24 protein-coding genes and 3 pseudogenes are annotated in these 25,896 nt (G+C 74.8%); 10 read left to right on the top strand and 17 right to left on the bottom strand.

Annotated elements, in window-relative coordinates; genetic code table 11:
* Positions 1–123: 123 nt before the first annotated feature.
* Positions 124–342 (top strand): annotated as a pseudogene (locus ABGB16_RS24720) (IS5/IS1182 family transposase); the annotation flags it as partial.
* A 284-nt stretch (positions 343–626) separates the two neighbouring features.
* Here ABGB16_RS24720 and ABGB16_RS24725 read toward each other — a convergent pair.
* From ABGB16_RS24725 to rimP, 11 genes and pseudogenes are all read right to left on the bottom strand, one after another.
* Positions 627–1,139, bottom strand: a complete 513-nt coding sequence (locus ABGB16_RS24725) for an AAA family ATPase (RefSeq protein ID WP_347670481.1) — start codon at positions 1,137–1,139, stop codon at positions 627–629.
* Positions 1,140–1,901: 762 nt separating this feature from the next.
* On the bottom strand, positions 1,902–2,111 hold the full coding sequence (locus tag ABGB16_RS24730) for a DUF6186 family protein (RefSeq protein ID WP_347670513.1): 210 nt from the start codon (positions 2,109–2,111) through the stop codon (positions 1,902–1,904).
* Positions 2,111–2,518: a hypothetical protein gene (locus tag ABGB16_RS24735; RefSeq protein WP_347670482.1), complete on the bottom strand. Its 408-nt coding sequence runs from the start codon at positions 2,516–2,518 to the stop codon at positions 2,111–2,113. Before ABGB16_RS24735 ends, ABGB16_RS24730 begins: the two co-directional genes overlap by 1 nt.
* Before the next feature lie 64 nt (positions 2,519–2,582).
* On the bottom strand, positions 2,583–3,599 hold the full coding sequence (locus ABGB16_RS24740) for a bifunctional oligoribonuclease/PAP phosphatase NrnA (RefSeq protein ID WP_347670483.1): 1,017 nt from the start codon (positions 3,597–3,599) through the stop codon (positions 2,583–2,585).
* Positions 3,596–4,093, bottom strand: coding sequence for a 30S ribosome-binding factor RbfA (rbfA, locus tag ABGB16_RS24745; protein WP_347670484.1), 498 nt, complete (start codon positions 4,091–4,093; stop codon positions 3,596–3,598). The genes ABGB16_RS24740 and rbfA overlap by 4 nt, the downstream gene beginning before the upstream one ends.
* 180 nt (positions 4,094–4,273) lie before the next feature.
* Entirely contained in the window at positions 4,274–4,567 is a 294-nt protein-coding gene (locus tag ABGB16_RS24750; RefSeq protein WP_347670485.1) for a DUF503 domain-containing protein, read from the bottom strand.
* An 89-nt stretch (positions 4,568–4,656) separates the two neighbouring features.
* Positions 4,657–6,720, bottom strand: a pseudogene (gene infB / locus ABGB16_RS24755) (translation initiation factor IF-2); the annotation flags it as partial.
* An 804-nt stretch (positions 6,721–7,524) separates the two neighbouring features.
* Positions 7,525–7,677 (bottom strand): annotated as a pseudogene (locus ABGB16_RS24760) (translation initiation factor IF-2 N-terminal domain-containing protein); the annotation flags it as partial.
* Positions 7,678–7,758: 81 nt separating this feature from the next.
* Positions 7,759–8,091 carry a YlxR family protein gene (locus ABGB16_RS24765; protein ID WP_347670486.1) on the bottom strand — a complete coding sequence of 111 codons (333 nt, stop codon included), beginning with the start codon at positions 8,089–8,091 and terminating at the stop codon, positions 7,759–7,761.
* A gap of 16 nt (positions 8,092–8,107) precedes the next feature.
* Positions 8,108–9,151, bottom strand: a complete 1,044-nt coding sequence (gene nusA, locus ABGB16_RS24770) for a transcription termination factor NusA (protein ID WP_347670487.1) — start codon at positions 9,149–9,151, stop codon at positions 8,108–8,110.
* Complete coding sequence (gene rimP, locus ABGB16_RS24775; protein ID WP_347670488.1) at positions 9,148–9,858, bottom strand: ribosome maturation factor RimP; 711 nt, start codon at positions 9,856–9,858, stop codon at positions 9,148–9,150. Before rimP ends, nusA begins: the two co-directional genes overlap by 4 nt.
* A gap of 228 nt (positions 9,859–10,086) precedes the next feature.
* Between rimP and ABGB16_RS24780 the strand changes: the two genes are divergently transcribed.
* The 6 genes from ABGB16_RS24780 to ABGB16_RS24805 all read left to right on the top strand — a co-directional run bounded on the left by ABGB16_RS24780 (position 10,087) and on the right by ABGB16_RS24805 (position 16,051).
* Entirely contained in the window at positions 10,087–10,533 is a 447-nt protein-coding gene (locus ABGB16_RS24780) for a hypothetical protein (RefSeq protein ID WP_347670514.1), read from the top strand.
* On the top strand, positions 10,530–10,979 hold the full coding sequence (locus ABGB16_RS24785; protein WP_347670489.1) for a ferritin-like domain-containing protein: 450 nt from the start codon (positions 10,530–10,532) through the stop codon (positions 10,977–10,979). Before ABGB16_RS24780 ends, ABGB16_RS24785 begins: the two co-directional genes overlap by 4 nt.
* A 72-nt stretch (positions 10,980–11,051) precedes the next feature.
* Positions 11,052–11,645, top strand: a complete 594-nt coding sequence (locus ABGB16_RS24790) for a PadR family transcriptional regulator (protein WP_347670490.1) — start codon at positions 11,052–11,054, stop codon at positions 11,643–11,645.
* Positions 11,642–12,376: an ABC transporter ATP-binding protein gene (locus ABGB16_RS24795; RefSeq protein ID WP_347670491.1), complete on the top strand. Its 735-nt coding sequence runs from the start codon at positions 11,642–11,644 to the stop codon at positions 12,374–12,376. Before ABGB16_RS24790 ends, ABGB16_RS24795 begins: the two co-directional genes overlap by 4 nt.
* Positions 12,373–15,192, top strand: coding sequence for an ABC transporter permease (locus tag ABGB16_RS24800; RefSeq protein ID WP_347670492.1), 2,820 nt, complete (start codon positions 12,373–12,375; stop codon positions 15,190–15,192). Before ABGB16_RS24795 ends, ABGB16_RS24800 begins: the two co-directional genes overlap by 4 nt.
* Before the next feature lie 145 nt (positions 15,193–15,337).
* The gene (locus ABGB16_RS24805) at positions 15,338–16,051 is read left to right on the top strand and encodes a nucleotidyltransferase domain-containing protein (RefSeq protein ID WP_347670493.1); all 714 of its coding nucleotides are present in this window, start codon (positions 15,338–15,340) and stop codon (positions 16,049–16,051) included.
* A 44-nt stretch (positions 16,052–16,095) separates the two neighbouring features.
* On the opposite strand, the gene ABGB16_RS24810 is transcribed toward ABGB16_RS24805, so the two are convergent.
* A complete protein-coding gene (locus ABGB16_RS24810) occupies positions 16,096–16,809 on the bottom strand; it encodes a VIT1/CCC1 transporter family protein (protein WP_347670494.1) in 714 nt (237 codons plus the stop codon).
* Positions 16,806–17,663, bottom strand: a complete 858-nt coding sequence (map, locus tag ABGB16_RS24815) for a type I methionyl aminopeptidase (protein ID WP_347670495.1) — start codon at positions 17,661–17,663, stop codon at positions 16,806–16,808. Before map ends, ABGB16_RS24810 begins: the two co-directional genes overlap by 4 nt.
* A gap of 129 nt (positions 17,664–17,792) precedes the next feature.
* Between map and ABGB16_RS24820 the strand changes: the two genes are divergently transcribed.
* Positions 17,793–18,107 (top strand): STAS domain-containing protein, encoded by a 315-nt coding sequence (locus ABGB16_RS24820; protein WP_347670496.1) that lies wholly within the window; start codon positions 17,793–17,795, stop codon positions 18,105–18,107.
* A gap of 42 nt (positions 18,108–18,149) precedes the next feature.
* Here the strand turns inward: ABGB16_RS24820 and ABGB16_RS24825 are convergent, their stop codons facing one another.
* From ABGB16_RS24825 to ABGB16_RS24840, 4 genes are all read right to left on the bottom strand, one after another.
* Entirely contained in the window at positions 18,150–20,711 is a 2,562-nt protein-coding gene (locus ABGB16_RS24825) for a SpoIIE family protein phosphatase (RefSeq protein ID WP_347670497.1), read from the bottom strand.
* Between the two features lie 180 nt (positions 20,712–20,891).
* Complete coding sequence (locus ABGB16_RS24830) at positions 20,892–21,659, bottom strand: 3-oxoacyl-ACP reductase (RefSeq protein ID WP_347670498.1); 768 nt, start codon at positions 21,657–21,659, stop codon at positions 20,892–20,894.
* Between the two features lie 5 nt (positions 21,660–21,664).
* The gene (locus tag ABGB16_RS24835) at positions 21,665–23,020 is read right to left on the bottom strand and encodes an aldehyde dehydrogenase family protein (protein WP_347670515.1); all 1,356 of its coding nucleotides are present in this window, start codon (positions 23,018–23,020) and stop codon (positions 21,665–21,667) included.
* Between the two features lie 4 nt (positions 23,021–23,024).
* Positions 23,025–24,407 (bottom strand): glutamine synthetase family protein, encoded by a 1,383-nt coding sequence (locus tag ABGB16_RS24840; RefSeq protein WP_347670499.1) that lies wholly within the window; start codon positions 24,405–24,407, stop codon positions 23,025–23,027.
* 164 nt (positions 24,408–24,571) lie between these two features.
* Between ABGB16_RS24840 and ABGB16_RS24845 the strand changes: the two genes are divergently transcribed.
* Together ABGB16_RS24845 and ABGB16_RS24850 are read left to right on the top strand one after the other, a co-directional pair.
* Positions 24,572–25,381 carry a helix-turn-helix transcriptional regulator gene (locus ABGB16_RS24845; protein ID WP_347670500.1) on the top strand — a complete coding sequence of 270 codons (810 nt, stop codon included), beginning with the start codon at positions 24,572–24,574 and terminating at the stop codon, positions 25,379–25,381.
* The gene (locus tag ABGB16_RS24850; protein ID WP_347670501.1) at positions 25,368–25,556 is read left to right on the top strand and encodes a DUF397 domain-containing protein; all 189 of its coding nucleotides are present in this window, start codon (positions 25,368–25,370) and stop codon (positions 25,554–25,556) included. Before ABGB16_RS24845 ends, ABGB16_RS24850 begins: the two co-directional genes overlap by 14 nt.
* Positions 25,557–25,896 lie beyond the last annotated feature (340 nt).

Below are 25,896 nucleotides of genomic sequence, written 5' to 3' on the forward strand. Positions count from 1 at the left end.
CTTCCCCGCCCCGGATCAGCCGCGCTGACCGCCGCTCATGCCCGGAACCAAATGAAGGCCGGTCTCCTCCGGGTTGACCCCGATACGGTGATGGAGGCCCTGCTCACCGCCCGCAGGCCGACCGGCGGGATCGCCCGCAAGGGCGTCGAAGCCCCGGTCCAGGCCACCCGGCGGTGGCACACCGAGCGCACGAACGCCTGGCACAACGCCTTCAACCGGCTACAACACTGCTACGAACGCAAAGAAGACGTGGCCAACGCTCACGTCGACCTCGCCGACGCCATCGTCACCATCCGCAGCCTCATCCGTCAGGCATGGATCTTGTACCGGTGGGACACCCAGCAACTCCACCCGCTGCGCCAGGGCACCCTCGTTCAAGGGCGTCATTTCACTCATGACGCCGCCCGCATCTCGGCCCGCAGTTCCTCGTCGCACAACATACTCATCCCCTCACCCCCCTGCTATCTCACGGCCGGGCCGCAGCGACGGGTTCACTTCGGGCAAAAAATTCAACCGGCCCCGGTACCCGCGGCGTTCGTCCCCCACCGACACAGGGCCCGGGAACGGCTGGGATACGTAGCGAACAGGGCGGGAAGGGACGGCGCGGGGCGCGGGGTGCGGGGCGCTCAGAAGGTGGGCAGGCGGGCCAGCCACCGGCGGACCTCGGCGCGGCTGCGCAGCCGGACCAGCGGCAGTTCCGGCGCGTGGGCGGCGCGCGCGGCGAACACCCGGGGCCGGGACACCCGGGGATAGCGCCGGACATAGCCGAGGAAGTCGAGGTCGAGGCGCTCGGGGCAGCCGGCGGGCAGGTCCGCCCGGCCCGCCGCGCGCGGATCCCAGCGGCGGCGGACGACCCGGGCGAGACAGAGGGGCCAGGGCAGGTCCACCAGGACGAGCAGGTCGGCGCGGGGCAGCCGCAGGTCGAGGGTGGTGCCGTAGTTGCCATCCAGCACCCAGGCGGGAGCGGCGGCGAGCGCCGCCACGGTCTCCCGCCAGCGCGTCTCGTCGGGTACGGTCCAGCCGGGCCGCCAGTAGTGTCGGTCCAGGTGCACCACCGGGAGGCCGAGCCGGCGGGCGACCTCACGGGCCAGGGTGCTCTTGCCAGCGCCCGCGCTGCCGACGATCAGGACGCGTTGCACGGATGGACGCTAACCCGGGCCACCCCGGGACGGAAAGCACGTTTCGCGGGACGATCGGGTCAGCGGCCGGCGGAGCCGGCGAGTCGGCGGATTCTCGGACCGGCGATTCAGCGGTTCAGCCAACCGGGCGGGTCAACTGCCGGCGGATGCTCGGACCGGGCGGATGCTCGGACCGGGCGGATGCTCGGACCGGGCGGATGCTCGGACCGGGCGGATGCTCGGACCGGGCGGATCAGGGGAGCCGGCGGATCAGGGGCTGCGGGGCAGCGGGGACCGGTCGGGCGGTGACGCCAGCGGCGTCGAGCGCCAGTTTCCGAACCGGGCGTCGGAGGTCGGCGTCGGGCGTCGGCGACATCACCGCCGGTCGGCCTGGGTCACTGACGGGTGTCCATCGACGTCTGCAGCGCACGGCGGGCCTGCTCGCGCGCCTCGTCGGTGGTCTCGGGCTTGGGCTTGCTCGGCATGGACGTTCCTTCCAGGGGCGCGGGCCACCAAACGGTGACCCGGCGGGCATTCGTGCTGACTGCCCCGGGGCGGTCCGGGATCGCCGGAGCGGCCGGTTTGGGCAGCGTGAGCCCGGGTCGGTCCGACCCTGGAGGGGGGTATCGCCGGGTGTGGCGTGACCACCCGCGACCGCGCCACTACACCGCGGCGACGATCGATACCCAAGCTATCGTTCAGGTTCACGTACCGCCCACTGTTCCCGGAATCTGGACCCATCCGTGGACGGCTTCCGGCCGTCGTGGGCTTCGCGTGCGGCGGTCAGCGGGCCAGGAAGTGCCACCCCAGCCACCACCAGAACCCGAACAGGCCGATCCGGCCGACCGGGACCGGGCCGACCTCGTACCGCATGACGTAGGCGCAGACGTCGGCCAGCGACGGCACGCGGGAACCCTCTCGGCGGGACGCCCACTCGACGGCGGCGAAGAGGGCCAGCGCGGTGAGGAAGCCGGTTATGGCGAGCGCGCGCATCATCGCCGGACCAGTCCCCAGAACGCGGCGAGCCAGGCGAACCAGGCGGCGGAGCGGACCAGCTCGTCCTCCAGCAGCGGATCGGCCAGCCGGGAGAAGGTCGGGAAGTCGTCACCGGTCGCCAGGACGAAGGTGGCGCCCTCGAGGATGCCGAAGACGGCGACCGGGAGGACCCACCAGACGGCCCCCGGCCCCAGCCGGCGCGGCGCGGGCCGGCGCGGCACCCGGTTGCCCAGGCCGAGCCAGATCAGCGCGCCCCCGGTGCCGAGGGTGTAGAGGTTGGCGGAGGTGGAGAACGAGGGCAGCTGCCCGCCGACCAGGGAGAGACAGACCAGCACCGGCACGGAGACCACGGGGCGGTCCCACGCCCGGGACTCCGTCGCGGCGAGCTCGTGGGGGTGCTCCATCCCCCGATTCTCCTCGCCGTCACCGAGCGCGGAAAGACCGGTACGGCCCGGAGTCTGCCCTGATCTACGCCCCGATCAGCGCCTTGTCCAGCTCGGCCCGGATGCCCGCCACCACCTCGTCGACGCTGCCGTGGCCGGTGAATCCGGCCGCGAACCGGTGACCTCCGCCGCCGAGTGCGACCGCCACCCGGCTGACGTCCACCGCGCCCTTGCTGCGCATCGAGACCGCCCACTCCCCCGGGCGGACCTGCTTCACCACGCAGCTCACGTCCGCCTCGGCGGTGCAGCGCACCGAGTCGATCAGGGCCTCCAACACGTACGGCCGCTGGCCGTGCCGCGCCAGGTCGTCGAGCGTCGCGTACGTCCACACCAGCCCGCGGCCGCCGGCCGCCTCCGGCTCCAGCCGGGCTCGCCCGAGCGCCTCGCCGAAGAGCCGCACCGCGCCGAAGGGGCGGGTGTCGAAGACCCGCCGGGAGATGTCGCCGGGCCGGATGCCGGTGGCCAGCAGCCGGGCCGCCAGCTCGTGCACCGCCGGGGTGGTCGCCTCGAACCGGAACGACCCGGTGTCGGTGGTCAGAGCGACGTAGAGGCACTCCGCGATCGCCGCGTCCAGGCTCACCCCGAGGCGGGTCAGCAGCTCCTCGGCGACCACCGACGTCGCCGCGGCGTGTGGGTCGACGAGGTTGATCCCGCCGAACCGGGTGTTCGAGGCGTGGTGGTCCAGCACCAGGGCGCAGCCGGCGGTGTCCAGCCGGTCGACCAGCGCGCCGAGCCGCGACTCACTTGCCGCGTCGAAGCAGACGACCAGCTCCGGCGCCGGGTACGCCTCCTCCTCGGGCACCAGCAGGTCGAGCCCGGGCAGGGCGCGGAACGGCTCGGGCACCTCGGACGGGCCGGGGAACGTCGCCCGCAGCCGGCGTACGCCGAGTTGGCGCAGGCCCAGCCCGAAGCCGAGCATGCTGCCCAGCGCGTCCCCGTCCGGGTTGACGTGGCAGATCAGCTGGACCCGGGCGTCGGCCGGCAGGTCGCGGACCGCCGCGACGGCCGCCGCCCAGTCGGCCTCGACCGGGGCGCCGGTCACGGCCGGCCCGCGCCGCGCGGGGCGTCCTCGTCGTCGGAGTCCTCGTCGTCGGAGTCCTCGGAGTCCTCGTCGGCCTCCTCGTCCAGCCGGTACGGCTGGGCCTCGCCGGCGTACTGGGCGCCGGCGGCCAGGCGCTGCACCTCGGCGTCGGCGGTGCGGGCCGCCGCCAGCAGGTCGTCGATGTGCTTGACCTGGTCCTGGACGTCGTCGAGCACGAACGTCAGGGTCGGCGAGTGCCGCAGCCCGAGGGCCTTGCCGACCGTGCTGCGCAGCATGCCCTTGGCGCTCTCCAGCGCCGCCGCGGTGCTGGACTGGGCCGCCGCGTCGCCGAGCACCGTGTAGAAGACCGTCGCGTCCCGCAGGTCGGCGGTGATCCGCGCATCGGTGATGGTGATCATGCCGAGCCGGGGGTCCTTGATCTGGCTCCGCACCACCGACGCGACCAGTTCGCGAATCCGCTCCGCGTGCCGGCGTACCCTGGCCGGATCCGTCATCTCGCCCACCTCCACGGCGTCCCGTTCCCGACCGGATCGGCGGCGCGGGAAGCCACCGGCGATCCGACCGGCCAACAACTTCTGACACTACCCGCGTGGCCGGACCGGCCGCGGGTCCGCCCGGCACCGCCGGTGCGACGCGCCGCCACGAGCTTCGACGCGTCCAGGGTGCGGCCGCCGTCAGTCCTCCTCGCCGTAGAGGCGCTGGCGGACCGACAGCAGCTCGATCTCGGGGCGGCCCGCCACCAGGCGCTCGCAGGAGTCGAGCACCTCGCGCACGTGCGCGCCCTCCGCGGCCACCACGGCCACGGCTATCTGCGCCCGACCGTGCAGGTCGAGCGCTCCCACTTCGGCGGCCGACACCTCGAAGCGGCGCAGCGCCGCCACGATCGGCCGTACGTATGATCTCTTGGCCTTGAGCGACCGGGAGTCGCCCGGCAGCAGCAGGTCGAAGACCGCGGTTCCGGTGAACATCGCCCCGGACGATACCCGCAGCTCCCCCCGCATGATCAAGGGGTTTACGCCTTTCGGGCGTAAACCCCTCGATCAGGGTGTCGGACGCGTCAGGCGCGCGGCTTCTCCCGCATCTCGAAGGTCTCGATCACGTCGCCGACCTGGACGTTGTTGAACCCGCCCAGGGTCAGACCGCACTCGAAGCCCTCGCGGACCTCCGTCGCGTCGTCCTTGAACCGCTTGAGGGAGCTGATCGTGAGGTTGTCCGCCACGACCGCCCCGTCCCGCAGCAGCCGCGCCTTGGCGTTGCGGCGGATGATGCCGGACCGGACGATGCAGCCGGAGATGTTGCCGATCTTGGACGAGCGGAAGACGTCGCGGATCTCCGCGGTGCCGAGCTCGACCTCCTCGTACTCCGGCTTGAGCAGGCCCTTGAGCGCGGCGTCGATCTCCTCGATGGCCTGGTAGATGACGGTGTAGTACCGGATCTCCACGCCCTCGCGGTCGGCCACCTCGCGGACCTTGTTGGCGGCCCGCACGTTGAAGCCGATGATCGTGACCGCCTCGGACGAGGCGCTCGCGAGCATGACGTCGCTCTCGGTGATCGCGCCCACGCCCCGGTGGATGATCCTGAGCTGGACCTCCTCCGGGATGTCGAGGTTGAACAGGGCGTCCTCGAGGGCCTCCACGGAACCGGAGACGTCGCCCTTGAGCACCAGGTTGAGCGAGGTCTTCTCGCCCTCCTTGAGCTGCTCCATGAGCGTCTCGAGGGTGGCCCGGCCACGGGAGTTGGCGAACGCCGCCGCCCGCCGCCGCGCCTGCCGCTGCTCGGCGATCTGGCGCACCGTGCGGTCGTCCTCGGCCGCGAGGAAGGTGTCGCCCGCCCCGGGGACCGCGGTGAGACCGAGCACCAGCACCGGACGGGACGGGCCCGCCTCGGCGACCTGGTTGCCGTTCTCGTCGAGCATCGCCCGGACCCGGCCGTGCGCCCCGCCGGCGACGATCGAGTCGCCCGCCCGCAGGGTGCCCTTCTGCACCAGCACCGTCGCCACCGCACCGCGGCCCTTGTCCAGGTGCGCCTCGATGGCCACACCCTGCGCCGGCCCGTCGATCGGAGCGGTCAGCTCCAGCGACGCGTCGGCGGTGAGCAGCACGGCCTCCAGGAGGTCGTCGATGCCGATGCCCGGCTTGGCCGCCACGTTGACGAACATGGTGTCGCCGCCGTACTCCTCGGCGACCAGGCCGTACTCGGTCAGCTGCTGGCGGACCTTGTCCGGGTTGGCCTCCGGCTTGTCGACCTTGTTGACCGCCACCACGATCGGCACGTCGGCCGCCTTGGCGTGGTTCAACGCCTCGATCGTCTGCGGCATCACGCCGTCGTCGGCCGCGACCACCAGCACCACGATGTCCGTCACCTGGGCGCCACGGGCACGCATGGCGGTGAATGCCTCGTGACCCGGGGTGTCGATGAAGGTCACCGCCCGGTCCTCGCCCTCGTGCGGGACGCGGACCTGGTAGGCGCCGATGTGCTGGGTGATGCCACCCGCCTCGCCGGCCACGACGTTCGCCTTGCGGATCGCGTCGAGCAGCTTGGTCTTACCGTGGTCGACGTGACCCATGACGGTCACCACCGGCGCACGGCTGACCAGGCGGTCCTCCGACACCTCCGCGTCGAGGTCGATGTTGAACTGCGCGAGCAGCTCGCGGTCCTCGTCCTCCGGGCTGACGATCTGCACGTCGAAGCCGAGGTGCTCACCCAGCAGCAGCAGGGTGTCGTCGGAGCAGGACTGGGTCGCCGTGACCATCTCGCCCAGGTTGAACATCTCCTGGACCAGCGAACCCGGGTTGGCGTTGATCTTGTCGGCGAAGTCCGACAGCGAGGCGCCACGGGACAGCCGGACGACCTGACCCTGACCCCGGGGCGCGCCCGAGCTCATGGTCGGGGCCGACAGGTTGTCGAACTCCTGTCTGCGCTGCTTCTTGGACTTGCGGCCACGGGTCGGCTTGCCACCCGGACGCCCGAAGGCGCCCGCGGCACCGCCGCCACGGCCACGACCGCCGCCACCCGGACGACCGGCGCCACCGGCCGGGGCGCCCGGACGGAAGCCACCGCCGGCACCGCCGCCGCCACCGGGACCGCCGCGGAAGCCACCGCCGCCGCCACCGCCGCCACCGGGACCGCCGCGGAAACCACCGCCGCCGCCACCGCCGCCACCGGGACCGCCGCGGAAACCACCGCCGCCGCCACCACCGGGACGACCGGCGCCGCCGCCACCGGGGCGACCCGCGCCGGGGCCACCGGGGCGACCGGGGCGCTGGCTCGGCATGGAGGCCGGGCTGGGCCGCGGCGGCATGGAGGCCGGGCTCGGCCGCGGCGGCATCGACGCCGGGCTGGGCCGGGGGCCGCCGGCACTCGCGGCCGGGGGCCGCTGCTGCTGGCCACCCTGGATCCCGAACGGGTTGTTACCGGCGCCGCGCGCCGGCGGACGACCGCCCGGACGCGGGCCGGGGCCCGGGGTCGGCGCGCCACCGCCGCGGCCGGCGGCCGGGGAACCCGGACGGGGCGGCATCATGCCCGGAGCCGGGCCCGGACGCGGCCCGGGGCGGGGACCCCCCTCGGTCGGAGGCTCCCGGCGGACGGTCTCACGCTGCTGCTGGCGGGCGGCCTGGGCGGCCTTGACCGCGGCCTCCTGCTCGGCCTTCAGCGCGGCGGCACGCGCCTCGGCGGCGGCCACCTCGATGTCGTGTGCGCTCGCCGGCTTGGCGACCGGGGTCGCCACCTGCGGCGGGCCGGGGACCGGCCCCTTGGGCTTCGGCCCGGGGGTCGGCGGGCCGGGCCGCCGTGGCGGCATCGGCTTCGCCGAGATCCGGGGGGCACCCGGGGTCGGAGACGGCGTCGGGGTCGGCGTCGGAGCCGGGGCGGCCGCCGGCGGGGCGGCCGGCGCCGCGGAACCGGCGGAGGCGACGAATGCGTTGCGCAGCCGGCGGGCGACGGGCGCCTCGACGGTGCTGGACGCGGACTTCACGAACTCGCCCATTTCCTTCAGCTTGGCGAGAACGGTCTTGCTTTCGACCCCGAGCTCCTTAGCAAGCTCGTGTACGCGGGCCTTACCTGCCACTGCACTCCTCACTCCGAGGTCGTGCGGGCAGCACCCGCAGCGACCTCACTCGTGCACTTGAAGCCTGGTCATTTCTGCGACTTCATCGTGTGCTCATGTCGGTCGTCCTACCTTGCTAGCGACCCTCGCCCGGTCGGGCTGACCGGACGTAGTGGTTGGCGCATCGAGATGCTCGGCCAGCTCACCGTGGTCGACGACCCCGGTGACGCGCAACGCGCGCCCGAAGGCACGACGCCGCAGTGCCAGCGCGAAGCAGGCCGGATCCGGGTGCATGTTCGCTCCCCGACCCGGCAGCCTGCGGGCCGGATCGGGTCTGAGGCTGTGACCAGCCTCGTCGCCGACCGCGACGATCCGCAGCAGTTCCCTGGCCGGCGCACGTCGCCGGCAACCCACACAGATGCGCTCCGGCAGCGCGCGTCGTACCACCGAAAGAAGTCTACCCCTAGCTGCTCGAGATCGCTCCGCCCGGCTCCGGGACGTGATCAGCCCCGCCCCGCGCGGCCGTCGCGGTCTGCTCCGCATCCGACCGGATGTCGATTCGCCAACCGGTCAGACGGGCAGCAAGCCGGGCATTCTGGCCCTCCCGGCCGATCGCCAGGGAGAGCTGGAAGTCCGGCACGGTCACCCGGGCCGTCCGGGTGGCGAGGTCGACGACCTCGACCCGCAGGGCCTTGGCCGGCGACAGCGCGTTCCCGACGAAGGTGGCCGGGTCGTCCGACCAGTCGATGATGTCGATCTTCTCGCCGTGCAACTCGCTCATGACCGCCCGGACCCGCTGGCCCATCGGGCCGATGCAGGCGCCCTTGGCGTTCACGCCCGGCGCGGTGGAGCGTACGGCGATCTTCGTCCGGTGACCTGCCTCACGGGCGATGGCGCCGATCTCGACGGTGCCGTCGGCGATCTCCGGAACCTCCAGGGCGAAGAGCTTCTTCACCAGCCCGGGGTGTGACCGGGACAACGTGATCTGCGGACCGCGCATGCCCTTGGCCACGTGCACCACGACGCAGCGGATCCGCTCGCCGTGCGTGTACCGCTCGCCCGGGACCTGCTCCGACTGCGGCAGCACGCCCTCCAGCTTGCCCAGGTCGACGGTCACGATGCCCTTCTCGGCCCGCGCCTCGTGCGCCTGCACCACGCCGGTGACCAGGTCGCCGTCGCGGCCGACGTACTCGCCGAAGTGCACCTCGTCGGTGGCCTCCCGCAGCCGCTGGAGGATCACCTGCTTGGCCGTCATGGCCGCGATCCGGCCGAAGTCGTGCGGGGTGTCGTCCCATTCCCGGGCCACCCTGCCGTCCTCGCCCAACTCCTGGGCGTAGACGGAGGCCGCGCCGGACCTACGGTCGATCTCCACCCGGGCGTGCGGCTCCGCACCCTCGGTGTGCCGGTACGCGGTCAGCAGCGCCGTCTCGATCGCCGCGAGGATCGTGTCGAACGGGATCTCCCGCTCGCGCTCGAGTGCGCGCAGCGCCGCGAGGTCGATGTTCACCTCTCCTCGTCCTCCACATCATCTTCGTCGTCGATGTCGTCAGTGTCGTCAAGGTCCTCGGCGTCGCCGAGGTCGTCGTCACCCAGTTCGTCGAGGCGGTGGAACTCCACCTGCACCCGGCCGGGGCCCAGTTCGGCGTACGTCCACTCCGCGCGGCCGGACTCGGTCTCCAGTGTCACGCGCTCGCCGTCGGCCGCCACCACCCGGCCGGTGACCTGCCGGTCGCCCGTGGCCTGCTCGGCGCGGGGGCCGGGCAGGGCGGCCCGGGTGGTCACCTTCACCAGCCGGCCGACGTTGCGCCGCCAGTGCCGGGGCAGGGTGAGCGGGCGGTCCACGCCCGGCGAGCTGACCTCCAACTGGTACTCGCCGGCCAGGATGTCGCCGCCGGACTCCTCGGCCGCGTCGAGGGCGGCGGAGACCGCCCGGGAGACGTCCGCGACGGCGTCCAGGTTGATCCCGCCGTCGGCGTCCACGATCACCCGCACCACGTGCCGGCGGCCGGCCCGCGAGACGGAGAGGTCCTCCAGGTCGTACCCGATCTGGTTCACGACCGGCTCGATCACGGCGTGCAACCGGGCGCGGCGGGCGGAGAGGTCACCCCGGGGGCCGCCGATGCGGTCGCCGCCGTCGCCCCGCCGCGGGCCGTCGGCGCGCCGGGGTCTCCCGGTCGGCCCCGTCGGCCTGGTGGCACGGCCACGCTGCGTCATCTGGGCACCCCTTCGTGATCGACGGCGCCCGTCGGGACGCCATGCCGGCACGCCACCGGAGCGGACACGCCGGTGGCTGCGCAGAGCGTAACGCGGCCGCGGCGCGAGGGACCGGGCGGCGCACCGACGCCTCTCGCCCACAGTTCCGCTCGGATGGTGTTGACTTGTCGGGTGGCGAGCGGCAGAACGACGCAACGTGAGCGCGTACCTGGGCATTCCCGGCGAAAGCTGCTGGGGGCCGGCGCGCTGCTGGCCCTCGGCGGCGCCACCGCGCCGCTGACCGGGTGTGACCTTTTCGACCGCGACGAGGGGCCGCCGCCGGGGCCCGACCCCCTCGAACCACTCGCCGCGGAGGCCCGCGACCTGGCCGCCCGACACCGCGCCGCCCTCGCCGCGGACCCGGACCTGGCCGAGCTGTTGACGCCGATCGCGGAGGCGCACGAGGCGCACGCGGGCGAGCTGGCGAGGCTGACGCGCCGGTCGGCCGCCGCGGCCGCGCCGTCCACCGCCGCCACCCCCGGCGACCGGGCGGCGGTGCTGGCCGCGCTGCGCGAGGCGGAGCAGCACGGCCGGGAGACGGCCGCGAAGCTCTGCGCCGAGGCGCCGGCCGGGCGGGCCGCGCTGCTCGGCTCGATCGCCGCCGCCCGGGCGACCCACGTGGAGGCGTTGCGGTGAGGCAGCGACAGGCACCGTCCGGGCCGGCCCAGGCGCTGGCCGACGCGCTCTCCGCCGAGTACGCGGCGATCTTCGCGTACGGGCCGATCGGGGTACGGCTCACCGACGCCGCCCGGACGGCAGCCCGCCGGGCCGAGGCCGCGCACCGGGCCCGCCGCGACGAGTTGGTGCTCCAGCTGAGCGCCGCGGGGGGCCAGATCCCCGCCGACCGGGCCGGGTACGCGCTGCCGTTCCCCGTCACCGACCGGGAGAGCGCGCTGCGGCTCGCGATCGAGGTGGAGGCGCGCACGGCGGCGTACTGGCGCGCGGTGTTGCCGCACACCACCGGGACGGACCGCAACCGCGCGCTGGCCGCGCTGACCGACTGCGCGGTCCGGGCCACCCGGTGGCGGCGCACCGCCGGCACGAACCCGCTCACGGTGCCGTTCCCGGGCCGCCCCACCTGACACCACGTACCGCACGACCACCGGCCCGCCTCCGGTTGCGGCCGGCATACCAGGTATGCATACTCCGGAGCCATGTCCATCCGCCACGGCCTGCTCGCGCTGCTCGAACGCGGCCAGATGTACGGCTACCAGCTCCGGGCCGCGTTCGAGGAGTCGACCGGCTCGACCTGGCCGCTGAACATCGGGCAGGTCTACACCACCCTCTCCCGCCTGGAGCGGGACGGGCTGGTCCGCCCGCTGCCGGAGAGCGAGGGCGGGCAGCGGCCGTACGAGATCACCGACGCCGGCCGGGCGGACCTGGCGCTGTGGTTCGCGACCCCGGTGAGCCGCGCCGACCGGCCGCGCGACGAGCTCGCGATCAAGCTGGCGCTGGCGCTGACCACGCCGGGGGTGGACGTGCGCGCTGTGGTGCAGGCCCAGCGCACCGCGACCATGCGAACGCTGCAGGAGTTGACCCGGTTGAAGTACGCCAGCGACCGCCCCGAGGACCTGCCCTGGCGGCTGGTGCTGGACGCGATGGTGTTCCAGGCCGAGGCGGAGATCCGCTGGCTGGACCACTGCGAGACGAGCCTGGTCCGGCACCGGCCGGCGCCGGGCGGGGCGCCGCCCGGCCCGGGGCACCCGGCGGGGGCGGTGGATCGGGACGGCGAGGGGGCACGACGGTGAGCGGACGGGGCGACGCGGTGCTCGACGTACGCGACGTCCACCGCACCCACGGCACCGGCGAGGCGGCCGTGCACGCCCTGCGCGGGGTCAGCCTCGCCGTCGCCCCCGGCGAACTGGTCGCCGTGATGGGACCCTCCGGCTCCGGCAAGTCCACCCTGCTCGCCCTGGCCGGCGGGCTGGACGCCCCGACCCGCGGGGAGATCCGCGTCGAGGGCCAGCCGCTGGGCGCCCTGGACCGCCGGGCGCTGGCCCGGCTGCGCCGCCGCCGCATCGGCTACATTTTCCAGAACCTCAACCTGCTGGGCAGCCTCACCGCCGCCGAGAACGTGGCGCTCCCGCTCGAACTCGACGGCGTCGGCCTCCGCCAGGCCCGGCGGGCCGCCCGGACCGCGCTCGGCGAGGTGGGCCTGGCCGAGCTGGGCGGGCGCTTCCCCGACCAGCTGTCCGGCGGCCAGCAGCAGCGGGTCGCGATCGCCCGCGCGCTGGTCGGCGAACGGCGACTCGTCCTCGCCGACGAGCCGACGGGCGCGCTGGACTCGCAGACCGGCGAGGCGGTGCTGCGCCTGCTGCGCCGCCGCGTCGACGCGGGCGCCGCGGCCGTGCTGGTCACCCACGAGGCGCGGCACGCCGGCTGGGCCGACCGGGTGGTCTTCCTGCGGGACGGGGTCATGGTCGACTCGACGGCCCCGCTGGCCGGCGTCGAGCAGTTGCTGGCCGGCAGCGGCCGGTGAGCCGGCAGCTCCACGACACGGGGCCGGCGACGGGCGCCGCCCCGCCCGGCCCGCGCGGCGGGCCCGCAGCAGGGCCGGCGGACGTGGCGGCCCGGCCCGGGCGCGGCCGGCGGATCGTGGGGGCGCTGCGCTCGTGGCGGGCCGCGCTGCGCATCGCACGGCGGGAGGCGCGGCGGGCCCGGGGCCGGACAGCCCTGGTGCTGGCGATGATCGCCCTGCCGGTGCTGGCGCTGACCTTCGTCGCGGTCAGCTACGACATGTCGGAGCTGACCCGGGCGGAGCGGGTCGACCGGCTGCTCGGCGCCGCCGACGCGGAGCTGCGCTGGTATGCCGACGGGCCGCTGACCCAGGACGCCTGGGGCGACACCTGGTCCACGCGCGACGGCCTCCCCGGCCGTACCCGCGCGGCCACCGCCGCGGAGGTCACCGCCCTGCTGCCCGCCGGTAGCCGGGTCGCCGAGCTGCGCCGGTGGGTGCCGTTCGAGGTCCGGGTGGGGGACCGGTACGAGCCGCTCTCCGGCCGCGTGCTGGACCTCGCCGAGCCGCTGCTGCGCGGGCACGCGCGGCTGCTCCGCGGCCGGGTGCCGGCCCGCCCCGACGAGGTGGCGCTGAACCGGGCCGCGCTGCGCCGGCTGCACGTCCGGGTCGGCGACCGGATCGCCCCCGCCGACGGCTCCGGCCAGCGGCGGGTGGTCGGGGAGGTGGAGTTCGCCGACGACCTGCGCGCCGCCGTCGCCCTGCCCCCGGCAGCAGCCCCCTCGGTCGACCAGCGGACCGAGGTGAGCTGGCTCGTCGACCTGCCCGACGACACCGACCCCGGGCTGGTCGGCCGGCTCAACGCGCGCGGGGTCCTGGTGGTCGCCCGCACCCCGGCGGCGCACCCGGTGGCCGAACCCGCGCTGGACGTCCCGGTGAGCGCGGAGGAAGCCGGCAACGCCCTGCTGATCGGCGGTCTCGGCCTGCTGGAGGTGGTGCTGCTGGTCGGTCCGGCGTTCGCCGTCGGCGTCCGCCGCCGACGCCGGGACCTCGCGCTGGTCGCGGTGGCCGGCGGGGACGCCGCGCACCTGCGCCGCGTCGTGCTGGCCGACGGGGTCGTGCTGGGCTGCGCCGGGGCCGCCGCCGGGCTCGCGCTGGGCGTCGCCGCCGCGTTCGCCGCCCGGCCCCTGGTCGAGGAGTACGTCGTCCAGGCGCGCTTCGGGGCGTACCGCGTCTTTCCGGCCGCGCTGGCGGCGATCGCCGCGGTCGCGGTGCTGGCCGGGGTGCTCGCGGCGCTCGCGCCGGCCTGGACCGCCGCGCGGCAGGACGTGGTCGCGAGCCTGTCCGGGCGGCGGACCCCGCCCCCGCACCGGCGGCGCTGGCCACTGCTCGGGGCCCTGCTGGCCGTCGGCGGCGCGGCGCTGGCCGCGCTCGGCGCCGCGAGCACCACCCCGCCGGTGCTCCTCGCCGGCGTGGTCCTCGGCGAGCTGGGGCTGGTCTTCGCCACCCCGACCCTGATCGGGCTGCTCGCCCGGGTCGGCCGGTGGCTGCCGCTGGCGCCCCGGATCGCGCTGCGCGACGCCAGCCGCAACCGCTCGTCGGCCGCCCCGGCCATCTCCGCGGTGATGGCCGCCGTCGCGGGCAGCGTGGCCCTCGGCGGCTACGTGGCCAGCGACGACGCCCGCACCCGGGCCACCTACCGACCCGGCCTGCCGTACGGGCACGTCGTCGTCATCTGGACCGGCCCGGGCGAGCCGCGGGAGCTGCCGACCGTGCCCCGGGTCGCCGCGCTCGCGGCCGCCGAACTGCCGCCGAACAGCGTCGCCCGGCTCGACTTCCCGGTCTGCGCCGCGCCCCGCGAGCCCGGCGAGTACTGCCAGGTCCACGCGGTCCTGCCGCCGGGCCGGGTGTGCCCGTACCACACGGCGGTCCCGCGCGACCCGGCCGCCCGGGACCGGGCGCGGGCCGACCCGCGCTGCGCCCGGCTGACCGCCGGCGGGTACTCCACCGGCTCCTCGGTCCCCCGACTGGTCGACGGCGGCGACGCGCTGGCCGGGCTCACCGGGGCCGGCCCGGAGGAGGTGGCCGCCGCGCGGCGCGTGCTGCGGGCCGGCGGCGCGGTGGTCGGCGACCCGCAGTACGTGCTCGACGGCCGGGTCACCCTCTCCGCCGAACGCTCGCGGGGCGGCTCGCCGCCGGCCCGGACCGGCACCACGACCGTCCCCGGGTACGCGCTGCGCGGCACCGTGGACGCCGACCTGCTCGTGCTGTCCCCCGCCGCCGCCACCCGACTCGGGCTCGCCGCGCAGCAGTTCGGCTACGTGCTGGACACCGCCGCGGCGCCGACGCCCGCCCAGCAGAACCGGTTCGCCACCGCGCTGCGCCCGTTCGGCCCGCTGAACGTCGCCGTGGAGCGCGGGCCCGGGGCGGGCGGCCAGCGTCCGCTCCTGCTGCTGCTCGCGATCGGCTCGGGCCTGATCACCGTCGGCGCCGCGGCCGTCGCCACGGGGCTCGCCGCGGCCGAGGGGCGCGCCGACGTGTCCACCCTGGCCGCCGTGGGGGCCAGTCCCCGGATGCGCCGGGTGCTCTCGCTCTGGCAGGCCGGGGTGATCGCCGTGCTCGGCTCGGCGCTGGGCGTGGTGGCCGGGCTGGGCATCGGGGCACTCATCCTGGCCGCGCTGAACCGCCGGGACGCCACGGCCTGGCCGGTGGTGGAACCGTACCCGCTGGTGGTTCCCTGGCTCACCCTCGGCGTGCTGGTGGTGGTGCCGGTGGTGGCGATGCTCGGCGCCGCCCTGTTCACCCGTTCCCGGCTGGCGGTCGAGCGCCGCCTGGACTGACTGGCGGTTCTTCGGCGGCCGAAGGCGCCGCGTCTTCCGGCTGGCGCCGGTCGGGCGCGGCGCTGCCGGGAGCAGCGACCGGGAGTGACTATCGTGGAACGCGAAGTCACGCGGTAGAGGTGATCACACGAGGTAGGGGTGGTCGGTGGACCCGTACCAGGACGATCCCCGGTGGTCGGTGGCGGAACGGGTCGCCGACGCCGCCCGGCGACGCTTTCCCGCCGACGTCCTCGCGGTCGCGGTGCACGGCCCGCTGGCCCACGGCGACGACGACGGCGGCGGGGACGGCGAGGTGGGGCTGCTCGTCGCCACGTACCGGGCCGGCTCGGGGCCGGCCCCGGCGACCCGCCGGATCGACGGGGTGCTGGTCGAGCTGACCGTGGCCGCCGCCGACGACTACCTCGACCAGGCGCGGTCGATCTCCGCGCTCTGGCCGCTGACGGCCGACCGGTACGTCACCACCCGCCCGCTGCACGACCCGACGGGCTGGCTGCGGGCCCTGCGCGACGAGCACCTGGGCGCGCTGGCCCGGGCCCGGCCGGCGGAGTTCACCGGCGCCGCCCGGCAGTCGTGGCACCGGGGCTGGGCCGCGCACGCCCGGGCCGCCCGGCTCGCCGCCTGGTACGAGACGGACCAGGCGCTGCTGATGCTCGGCGAGGCCCGCCTCGCGGCGGCCACGGTGAGCGGGCTGCTCAGCCGCACCTACTTCCGCGATCCGGGGGACGCCGTGCGGCGTACCGGCCTGGCCGGCGCGGACATGACCGAGGTGGGCGCCGTGCTGAAGCGGCAGGCCGAGGAGTTGGCCGCCCGGGGCCGCCCCGTCGACGGCACGGTGGACGACCTGCTCACGGGGACGTGAACCGCGGTCCTGCCCCCGGGGCCGGCGCCGTGAGCAGGGGATCCCTACAGGCCGCCCTGGATGCCGACGAGTGCGCCGACCGCGTACGTCGCGGCGGCCGCGGCGGCGCCGAGGAGGAGCTGGCGCAGCCCGCCGACCCACCAGCGGCGGTGGGTGAACCGGGCCACGATCGCGCCCGCCGCGAACAGGCCGACCCCGCCGACGGCCAGGGCCAGCCCCAGGCTGGTGGCCCCGAACAGGTACGTCAGCAGCGGGATCAGCGCGCCGACCGAGAAGAACAGGAACGACGAGACGGCCGCCGCCCAGGGGCTGGGCTGCTCGTCCGGGTCGACGCCCAACTCCTCCCGGACGTGCACCCGCAGCGCCTCCTCCGGGTTGCGCCGCACCGCCTCGGCCATCTGCGTGGCCAGGTCGCGGGGCAGGCCGCGGGCCACCCAGGCGTCGGCCAGCTCGCGGGCCTCGGCCTCCGGGTGCCGTTCCAGCTCCCGCCGCTCCTTGGCCACCTCGGCGGCGACCTGCTCGTTGGCCGAGCGGACGCTGGTGTATTCGCCCAACCCCATCGAGATGGCGCCCGCGACCAGGCCGGCGATGCCCGTGAGCACGATGCTGCGCGGCGACACCCCGCCGCCGCCGACGCCCGCGATCAGGGCGATGTTGGTGACCAGTCCGTCCATCGCGCCGAACACGGCCGGCCGCAGCCAGCCGCCGGACACGTCCGCGTGGTGCGCCTCCCGCAGCGCGGCCGGGGTCTCGGTCACGGCAGTGTCAGGATCTCGCGGCCGTCGTCGGTCACCACGATGGTGTGCTCGAACTGGGCCGTCCACCTGCGATCCTTGGTGACCACCGTCCAGCCGTCGTCCCACATGTCGTACTGGTAGGTGCCGAGGGTGATCATCGGCTCGATGGTGAACGTCATCCCCGGCTCCATCACGTCGGTCGGCCGGGTGGTGTCGTAGTGCGGCACGTACAGCCCGCTGTGGAACGACTCCCCGATGCCGTGGCCGGTGAAGTCGCGGACGACGCCGTAGCCGAACCGCTTGGCGTACGACTGGATGACCCGGCCGATCACGTTGATCTGCCGGCCCGGGGCGACGGCCTTGATCCCGCGCATCATCGCCTCGTGGGTCCGCTCGACCAGCAGCCGGGCCTCCTCGCTGACCTCGCCCACGCAGAACGTGGCGTTGGTGTCGCCGTGCACCCCGCCGATGTACGCGGTGACGTCGACGTTGATGATGTCGCCGTCCTGCAGGACGGTGGAGTCCGGGATGCCGTGGCAGATCACCTCGTTGAGGCTGGTGCAGCAGGACTTCGGGAAGCCCTTGTAGCCCAACGTCGACGGGTAGGCGCCGTGGTCGCAGAGGAACTCGTGCACCACCCTGTCGATCTCGTCGGTGGCCACCCCGGGCTTGCAGTGCTCGCCGGCGAGTTGCGTGGCCTGGGCGGCGAGCCGGCTGGCGACCCGCATCCGCTCGATGGTCTCCGGCGTCTGCACATGCGAGCCGCGGTATTCCTGCGGGGCCTTCTTGCCCACGTACTCGGGTCGGACGATGTGACCGGGAACCGGTCGCAGCGGAGAGAGCGTGCCTGGGGTCAGCGGCGCACGGACGGTCATGCCGCCAGCCTATCGCCGGCCCCGCTCCCGCCGCTGACGCGCGGGGGCGGGCGAACGCGGTGACTCCGACCACGACGGTCGTCCACCGGGTTGTTGCCGAGGCACTGCCGCTGTGCCATGGTGTCATGCGTGGATCTAGGGGGCGCACCTCCCGTCTTCTCCGCCCGGACGGAGAGCGACGGCGACCACGTCCGCGTGGTGGTCTCCGGCGAGGTCGACATGGCCACCGCCGACACCATGCTCCAGACCGCCCTCCGCGAGCCGGCCGGGCGGATCACCCTCGACCTGCGGGCGGTCACGTTCTTCGACTCCGCGGCGATCCACGCCGTGGTCCGGCTCGCCCAGCGATGCCCGGAGACGCTGACCGTGCTGCCGTCCCGGCAGGTGCGCCGGGTGCTGGAGATCGCCGGCCTGGCCGGGCTGGACTGGCTCTCCCCCGACTGAACCCGCCCCCCGCCGGCCCCACGCCCCGGCCGCCGGCGCGCCTCAGTCCTGCAACCGTCGGCGCAGCGTCACCTCCGTCCCCTCGGCGCTACGGCTGACGGTCAGCTCGCCGAGCGCCCTGATCAGCGCCAGCCCGCGCCCCCGGAAGCCCGCGCCGGTCGGCTCCCGCCACCGGCCGCTGTCCCGCACGGTGGCCACCACCTCGCCGTCGGCGACGGTCACCTCGACGCCGATCGTCGGTTCGGCCGGTTCGACCGGGTGCTCGATGGCGTTCGCGGCGGCCTCGGAGACCGCCACGGTGAGGTCGAACACGTCGGTCGCGCCGACCCGGTGGGCGACGAGGAAGTCCTCCAGCCGCTTGCGCAGCACGCTCAGCCGCGTCGGGTCGGCCGGCAGCCGCAGCGAGAAGCGGTGCGGCTCGGTCGCCTCCAGCGCGAGCACCGCCACGTCGTCGCGGCGGGGTCGGACGGCCACCCGTGCGACGACCGCGTCGATCAGGTCGGAGACGTGCTCGCCGGGCTGGGTGGCGTCCTCGCGGAGCTGGCCGAGGGCGGCGTCGATGCCGAGCTGACGGTCCTCGATCAGGCCGTCGGTGTAGAGCAGCAGCCGGGTGCCGGTGGTCAGGGTGTCCGCCACGGTCCGGTAGGTCGTGGCGGGGATGGCGCCGACGGGCGGCCCGAGCGCCCGATCGTGCAGAAGAGTCACGTCGCCCCCCTTGATCAGCAGCGGGGACGGATGTCCCGCGCTGGCGTAGCGCAGCCGGCCGGCGCCGGGATCGAACCTGAGGCAGACCACGGTCGCGAAGGACAGCTGCTCGGCGGAGCAGACGAGCCGGTTGAGCCGGGTCAGCGCCTCGCCCGGGTCGTAACCCTCCAGCACGTACGCGCGCAGCGCGTTGCGGAGCTGACCCATCGCCGCGGCGGCCCGCACACCCTTGCCGACCACGTCACCGATGACCAGCACCAACTCGCCGTCCGGCCGGATGACGTCGTACCAGTCGCCGCCGACCTCGGCGTCGGCGCTGCTGGGCAGGTAGCGGCTGGCCACCACCGCCCCGGGCACCTGGGGCAGCGACCGGGGCAGCAGGCTGTGCTGGAGGGTGCTGGCGATGCGGTGCTCGGCCTCGTACAGCTGCGCGTTCTCCAGCCGTACGCCGATCAGCCGGGCGAACTGGGCCAGCGCGGCCCGACCGGATTCGACGTCGCCCTCGTCGTCGGCCCAGACCCGCAGCTCGCCGAGTTGCTCGCCGGTGGTGCCGGTCAGCGGCAGCACGACGGACGGCTCGACGGCCGCCGTCCCGCCGCCGTCGGCCTCGTACCGCGCACCGGCGGCGGTGACCACCACCCGGACGGCCCCGGTGAGGCCCAGGGCGTGCCGGGCGGCCACCTGGAGCACCTCGGCGGTGGACCGGGCGGTGTTCACCGCGACGGCGGCGTCGGCCAACGCGCGCAGCCGCCGGATGGTCTGCCCGCGCAGCCGGCGCTCCTGCTCGTACGCCCGCTGCCTGCCGGCGGCCCGGGAGAGCTGCGCGGCCACCAGGTCGCAGAACGTGCGGTACTCGGCGGTGAGCGGCAGCCGGGCGGAGATCCCGACGACGAGCGCGCCCACGGGCTCGTCGGCCGCCGTGACCGGCAGTACCAGCGCCTGCCGGGCGACGCCCTCGGGCACGTCGGGCAGCAGCTCGGCGACGTCCACGGCGGCGGCGGGCCCACCGCGCGCGACCCGGGCCAGCACGGCAGCCGCCGGCGCCCCGAGCGGCACCGGGCCGACCGAGCCGGGGCCGCCGCCGGCGGGGCCGTCGACAGCAGTGGGACCGCCGACAGCGGCGAGGCCCTCGGCGGCGCCGGTGACCTCGGCGGCGGCGGTGACCTCGGCGGCGGCGAGGCCGCTGCGGCCGGTGAGCGCGAGCCGGCCGGCGGAGTCGGGCAGGTAGACCAGGCCGAAGGGGACGTCCGCGCGGTGCCGGTCCAGGGCCCGGGCGGCGGCCGGCCCCAACTCCGCACCGTCGGCCACCTCGACCAGGTCGGCGCCGAGCTCGGCCAGCGCCCGCAGCCGCCGCTCGCCGAGCACCCGGCCGGTGGTCTCGTTGACGATGCAGAAGACGCCGTTGATGCTGCCGTCGGCCTCCCGGATCGGGTCGTACGAGACGTCGAAGTAGACGTCCTCCAGGAAGCCGTGGCGGTCCAGCACGAAGGGGTGGTCCTCGCCCCGGTACGCCTCGCCCGTGGCGCGGACCGACTCCAGCAGCGGCCCGAGCACGTCCCAGGTCTCCACCCAGTGCTCCCGCGCGGGCTGGCCGAGGGCGTGGGGATGCTTGGCGCCGATCGTCGGCCGGTAGACGTCGTTGTAGAAGGCGCGGTGCTCAGGCCCCCAGAACATGACGATCTGCGCCCGGGAGGAGAGCATCGTCCCGACCGCGTGCACCAGCGCCGACGACCACTCCGACGGAGGCCCGAGTGGGGTGGCGGACCAGTCGAACCCGCGCAGCCTGCCCCCCATCTCGCCACCGGCCTCGAACGCCGCGCTGAGCAGGGCGGGAAGTTCCGCCTGGACCATCCCGCCGGACGGTTTTTCCCCGTCCTCGCCCCCCTGGGCCAAGCTCATGCACCCTCCCGCGCAGACCGTGCCCCCCCCGACGGTCCCGCCTGGCCGGCCGCCGTGCCCGCCTTGGTACCCAGACGGAACAGCAACGTAACGCATTCCGCCCATCCGGCGCTCCCTGCGCGTGGCTCGTCGTGACGTCGCCCCGGGCCCCGTCGTCAACTGCCCGGCTCGCGACCCCGCTCACAGTGGGGTGACGTACGCACCGGTGATCCCGCCGTCGACCACGAACTGGGCGGCGGTCATGAACGACGAGTCGTCACTGGCCAGGAACGCCACCGCCGCGGCGATCTCCTCCGGCCGGCCGAACCGCCCCATCGGCACGTGCACCAGCCGGCGGGCGGCCCGCTCCGGATCCTTGGCGAACAGCTCCAGCAGCAGCGGGGTGGCGATCGGGCCGGGGCAGAGCGCGTTGACCCGGATGCCCTCGCGCGCGAACTGCACCCCCAGCTCCCGGGTCATCGCCAGCACCCCGCCCTTGCTCGCCGTGTACGCGATCTGCGAGGTGGCCGCTCCCATCAGCGCGACGAAGGACGCCGTGTTGATGATCGACCCCCTGCCCTGCCGGCGCATGTGCGGGATGACGTGCCTGCAGCAGAGGTAGACGCTGGTGGTGTTGACCCGCAGCACCCGTTCCCAGGCGTCCAGCCCCGTCTCCAGGATCGAGTCGTCCTCGGGCGGGGAGATGCCGGCGTTGTTGAACGCCACGTCCACCCGGCCGTGCCGCTCGACCACCCCGTCGAAGAGGTCCCGCACGGCGGCCTCGTCGGCCACGTCGGCGGCCACGAACTCCCCGCCCACCTCGTCGGCGGCCCGCTTGCCGGCCTCGGCGTCGATGTCCACACAGACCACCCGCGCCCCCTCGGCGGCGAACCGCCGCACGGTGGCCAGCCCGATGCCGCTGCCCGCCCCGGTCACCACGGCAACCCGGTCCTGAAGCCGTCCCTGCACGGCGCTCACTCCTTCGTCGAGATGAACACGTTCTTGACGTCGGTGAAGGCGTGCAGCGCGTCCGGGCCCAGCTCGCGGCCGAGCCCGGAGCGCTTCATGCCGCCGAACGGCGTCCAGTACCGCACGGAGGAGTGCGAGTTGACGCTGAGGTTGCCCGACTCCACCGCCCGGGCCACCCGCAGCGCGCGGCCCACGTCCCGGGTCCAGATCGAGCCGGACAGGCCGTACTCGGTGTCGTTGGCCAGCCGGACCGCGTCCGACTCGTCGTCGAACGGGAGCACGGACACCACCGGCCCGAACACCTCCTCCCGCCAGTGCCGGTCGGCCGGCGAGTCGGCGAGCAGCACCGTCGGGGCGTACCAGAAGCCGGGGCCGTCGGGGCAGGAGCCGGTGAAGGCCGTCTTCGCGCCGTCGACGTACCCGGCGACCCGGTCGCGTTGGCCGGCGGAGATCAGCGGGCCCATCTCGGCGGTCTCCCGCGCCGGATCCTCCACCCGGAGGGCGCGCACCGCCGGCTCCAGCAGCTCCAGGAACCGGTCGTACACCGGGCGCTGGACCAGCAGCCGGGAGCGGGCGCAGCAGTCCTGGCCGGCGTTGTCGAACACCGCGTACGGGGCGGTGGCCGCCGCCTGCTCCAGGTCGGCGTCGGCGAAGACGATGTTGGCGCTCTTGCCGCCCAGCTCCAGGGTGAGCCGCTTCACCTGGGCGGCGCAGCCGGCCATGATCCGGGTGCCGACCTCGGTGGAGCCGGTGAAGCAGATCTTGCGTACGGCGGGGTGGGTGACGAACCGCTCCCCCACCACGGCGCCCCGGCCGGGCAGCACGGTGAACACGCCCTCCGGCAGGCCCGCCTCGCGGCCGAGCTCGGCCAGGCGCAGCGCCGTCAGCGGGGTCAGCTCGGCCGGCTTGAGGACCACCGTGTTGCCGGCGGCGAGCGCCGGGGCGAACCCCCACGCCGCGATCGGCATCGGGAAGTTCCACGGGACGATCACCCCGACCACGCCGAGCGGCTCGTGGAACGTGACGTCCAGCCCGCCCGGCACGGGGATCTGCCGGCCGGTGAGCCGCTCCGGCGCGCCCGCGTAGTAGTCGAGCACGTCCCGGACGTTGCCGGCCTCCCACCGCGCGTTGCCGATGGTGTGGCCGGCGTTGCGAACCTCCAGCGCGGCCAACTCCTCAAGGTGCGCGTCGACGACGGCGGCGAACCGCCGCAGCAGGCGCGCCCGGTCCCCGGGCGCCACGGCCCGCCACGTTTCGTACGCGGCCACCGCCCGCCCGATGGCCGCGTCCACCTCCCCGACCGGGGTGTCCGCGATCTCAGCGATCACGCTTTCGCTGGCCGGGTCCAGCACCCGCGTCACGGGGTCAGAGGCGTTCGAAGCCACGGATCAGCTCCCAGTCCGTGACCGCCGCGTCGAAGGCGGTCAGCTCGACGCGGGCCAGGTTGGCGTAGTGGGCGTGCACCTCGGCGCCGAAGGACTCCCGCGCGATCGTGGAGGACTCCCAGAGGGAGAGGGCGTCGCGCAGGGTGGCGGGCACCCGGTCGGCGTGCGGGTCGGCGTACGCGTTGCCCGCGCACTCCTCGCCCGGCTCCAGCCCCCGCTCGACGCCGTGCAGCGCGCCGGCCACCAGGGCGGCGATCGCGAGGTACGGGTTCACGTCCGCGCCGGGGACCCGGTTCTCCACCCGCAGGCCCTCGCCGTGCCCGACCAGGCGCAGCGCGCAGGTGCGGTTGTCCGTGCCCCAGCGCAGCGCGGTCGGCGCGAACGAGCCGGGCTGGTAGCGCTTGTACGAGTTGACGTTCGGGGCGAAGAAGAGGCTGAACTCCCGCATCGTGGCCAGCAGGCCGCCCAGCACCCGTTGCCCCGTGACGCTCAGCCCGGCCGGGCCGTCGCCGCGCATCGCCGAGCGGCCCTCGGCGTCCCGCAGCGAGAAGTGGATGTGGCAGGAGTTGCCCTCCCGGGCGTTCGGCTTGGCCATGAAGGTGATCGACATGCCCTCCTGGGCGGCGATCTCCTTCGCCCCGTTCTTGTAGACGACGTGGTTGTCGGCGCAGGTGAGCGCCTCGTCGTAGCGGAAGGCGATCTCGTGCTGGCCGAGGTTGCACTCGCCCTTGGCGCTCTCCGGGGTCAGGCCCGCGCCGGCCATCTCGGTGCGGATGCGCCGCAGCAGCGGCTCGACCCGGGCGGTGCCGAGCAGCGAGTAGTCCACGTTGTACTGGTTGGCCGGGGTCAGGTCGCGGTAGCCGCGCCGCCAGGCGTCCTCGTACGAGTCGCGGTAGAGCACGAACTCCAGCTCCGTGCCCGCGTACGCGGTCAGCCCGTGCGCGGCGAGCCGGTCGAGCTGGCGGCGCAGGATCTGCCGGGGCGAGGCGGCCACCGGGCCGGACCCGTCCAGCCAGGCCAGGTCGGCCAGCAGCAGGGCCGTGCCGGGCTGCCAGGGCACCCGGCGCAGGGTCGCCAGGTCGGGCACCATCGCGAAGTCGCCGTAGCCGCGCTCCCAGCTCGACATCGCGTACCCGTCGACGGTGTTCATGTCGACGTCCACGGCGAGCAGGTAGTTGCACCCCTCGCTGCCGTGCTCGACCACCTGGTCGAGGAAGTAGGGCGCGTGGAACCGCTTGCCCTGCAACCGGCCCTGCATGTCGACCAGGGCCAGCACGACGGTGTCGAGCGCGCCGTCGGCGACGGCGACGCGCAACTCTTCCAGGGACAGGGGAGCTGTGCTGGACGAGGGAGCTGGGCTCATGGGCAAGCCTCCATCACAAAGGTCTACTGCCTGACCGGATCACCGTCAATGCCCGGACAGGCACCCTCTGACACGCCGGTCCGCCTGGATGACAGTCGGGTGAGCGCGCCGCTACGGTGCGGAGGCGTTCGCGTCATGACGACCGCCGGAATCGTGGAGGAACCGTGCAAGGTGAGCCGATCGCCGACCTGATCCGCGCCCAGCTCCGCCGGCACCGGATGGCCGCCGGGCTGAGCCAGGAGGAATTCGGCCGGCGCATGCACTACTCGGGGTCGCAGATCTCGGCCGTCGAGCTGGGGCAGCGCCCGGTCGACGCCCACTACCTCACCCGGGCCGACGAGGCCCTGGAGACGGGTGGCCTGTTCATGTCGCTGCTGGAGATGGCCAGGCGGGACCGGCAGCCGGTCTGGTTCCGGCCCTGGTTGGAGGCCGAGCGCGACGCCCGGCAGCTCCGGCTGTACGAGCCGTTGCTGGTCCCGGGCGTGTTCCAGACGGAGAACTATGCCCGCGCCGTGCTGCGTACCGACGACACCCTGCCCCACGAAACGGTCGACCAGCGGGTGACCGCCCGGTTGGAGCGGCAGAAGATCCTCGCCGGCGACAATCCGCCGCAGGTGGTGGCCGTCCTCGACGAGCGGGTGCTGCGCCAGAGCGGCGACGGGCTCGGCGGCGTCATGGCCGAGCAGGTGGCCCACCTCGTCGCCCTGGCCGAGCTGCCGCACGTGCACATCCACGTCATCCCGGCCGAGGCCGGCCTGCACATCGGCGCGTCCGGGCCGTTCGCGCTGGCCCGGTCCGCCGACGGCGGCTGGGTGGGGCACCTGGAGAACCAGCTCGGCGGCGTGGTGGTCGACGACGAGGACGATGTGGCCAGTTTGCTGGCGAGGTGGGAAGGTGTCCGTAACGAGGCGCTCCCGCGCCGGCAGTCCGTCGAGCTGATGAAGGAAGTGGAGGGTCATCATGGACCTCAGTGACGCCCGGTGGCGCAAGTCCAGCCGCAGCGGAGCCAGCGGCGGGAACTGCGTCGAGGTGGCCGACAACCTGCCCGGCGTGGTCGCCGTACGCGACAGCAAGGACCCGGCCGGCCCCGCCCTCACGTTCGCCCCGGCCGCCTGGCGCGCGTTCCTCGGGCTGGCCAGGCGGTCCTGACCGGGGAAGGGCTCGCGATCGCCGGGATCTACGGGATGAGCTTCGCCGACCCGCACTCCGGGAGCCGCCCCGCCGGCGACCGGCCGGGCCGGGCGCGCGAAATCGCGTTGCCGGCCGGGCGTCCCTGGCCGCATCCTTGAGCCTGTGACCAGGCCCGATCGCGATGGGCCTCCCGCCGGGCGCTCGGCAAACGCCCGGCCTGCGACGGCGCGGGACACCCACCTCTCTCTCCTGCGGCAACCCGCCGCATCCCAAGGGCGTCCCGCGTCGTCGCCCCGCCGACCGGCCGCACCGTGTCGCCGACATGGCGGGGTTCGCGCGGACCGGACACCGCCATGCC

Source organism: Micromonospora sp. B11E3 (assembly GCF_039871625.1).
GTDB lineage: Bacteria > Actinomycetota > Actinomycetes > Mycobacteriales > Micromonosporaceae > Micromonospora.

Coding starts and splice junctions, on each gene's coding strand:
- ABGB16_RS24840 (WP_347670499.1), bottom strand. CDS start 24,407: ATGAGCCCAGCTCCCTCGTCCAGCACAGCTCCCCTGTCCCTGGAAGAG.
- rbfA (WP_347670484.1), bottom strand. CDS start 4,093: ATGACGGATCCGGCCAGGGTACGCCGGCACGCGGAGCGGATTCGCGAA.
- rimP (WP_347670488.1), bottom strand. CDS start 9,858: ATGACGCAGCGTGGCCGTGCCACCAGGCCGACGGGGCCGACCGGGAGA.
- ABGB16_RS24735 (WP_347670482.1), bottom strand. CDS start 2,518: ATGGAGCACCCCCACGAGCTCGCCGCGACGGAGTCCCGGGCGTGGGAC.
- ABGB16_RS24790 (WP_347670490.1), top strand. CDS start 11,052: ATGTCCATCCGCCACGGCCTGCTCGCGCTGCTCGAACGCGGCCAGATG.
- ABGB16_RS24825 (WP_347670497.1), bottom strand. CDS start 20,711: ATGAGCTTGGCCCAGGGGGGCGAGGACGGGGAAAAACCGTCCGGCGGG.
- ABGB16_RS24750 (WP_347670485.1), bottom strand. CDS start 4,567: ATGTTCACCGGAACCGCGGTCTTCGACCTGCTGCTGCCGGGCGACTCC.
- ABGB16_RS24730 (WP_347670513.1), bottom strand. CDS start 2,111: ATGCGCGCGCTCGCCATAACCGGCTTCCTCACCGCGCTGGCCCTCTTC.
- map (WP_347670495.1), bottom strand. CDS start 17,663: ATGACCGTCCGTGCGCCGCTGACCCCAGGCACGCTCTCTCCGCTGCGA.
- ABGB16_RS24850 (WP_347670501.1), top strand. CDS start 25,368: ATGGACCTCAGTGACGCCCGGTGGCGCAAGTCCAGCCGCAGCGGAGCC.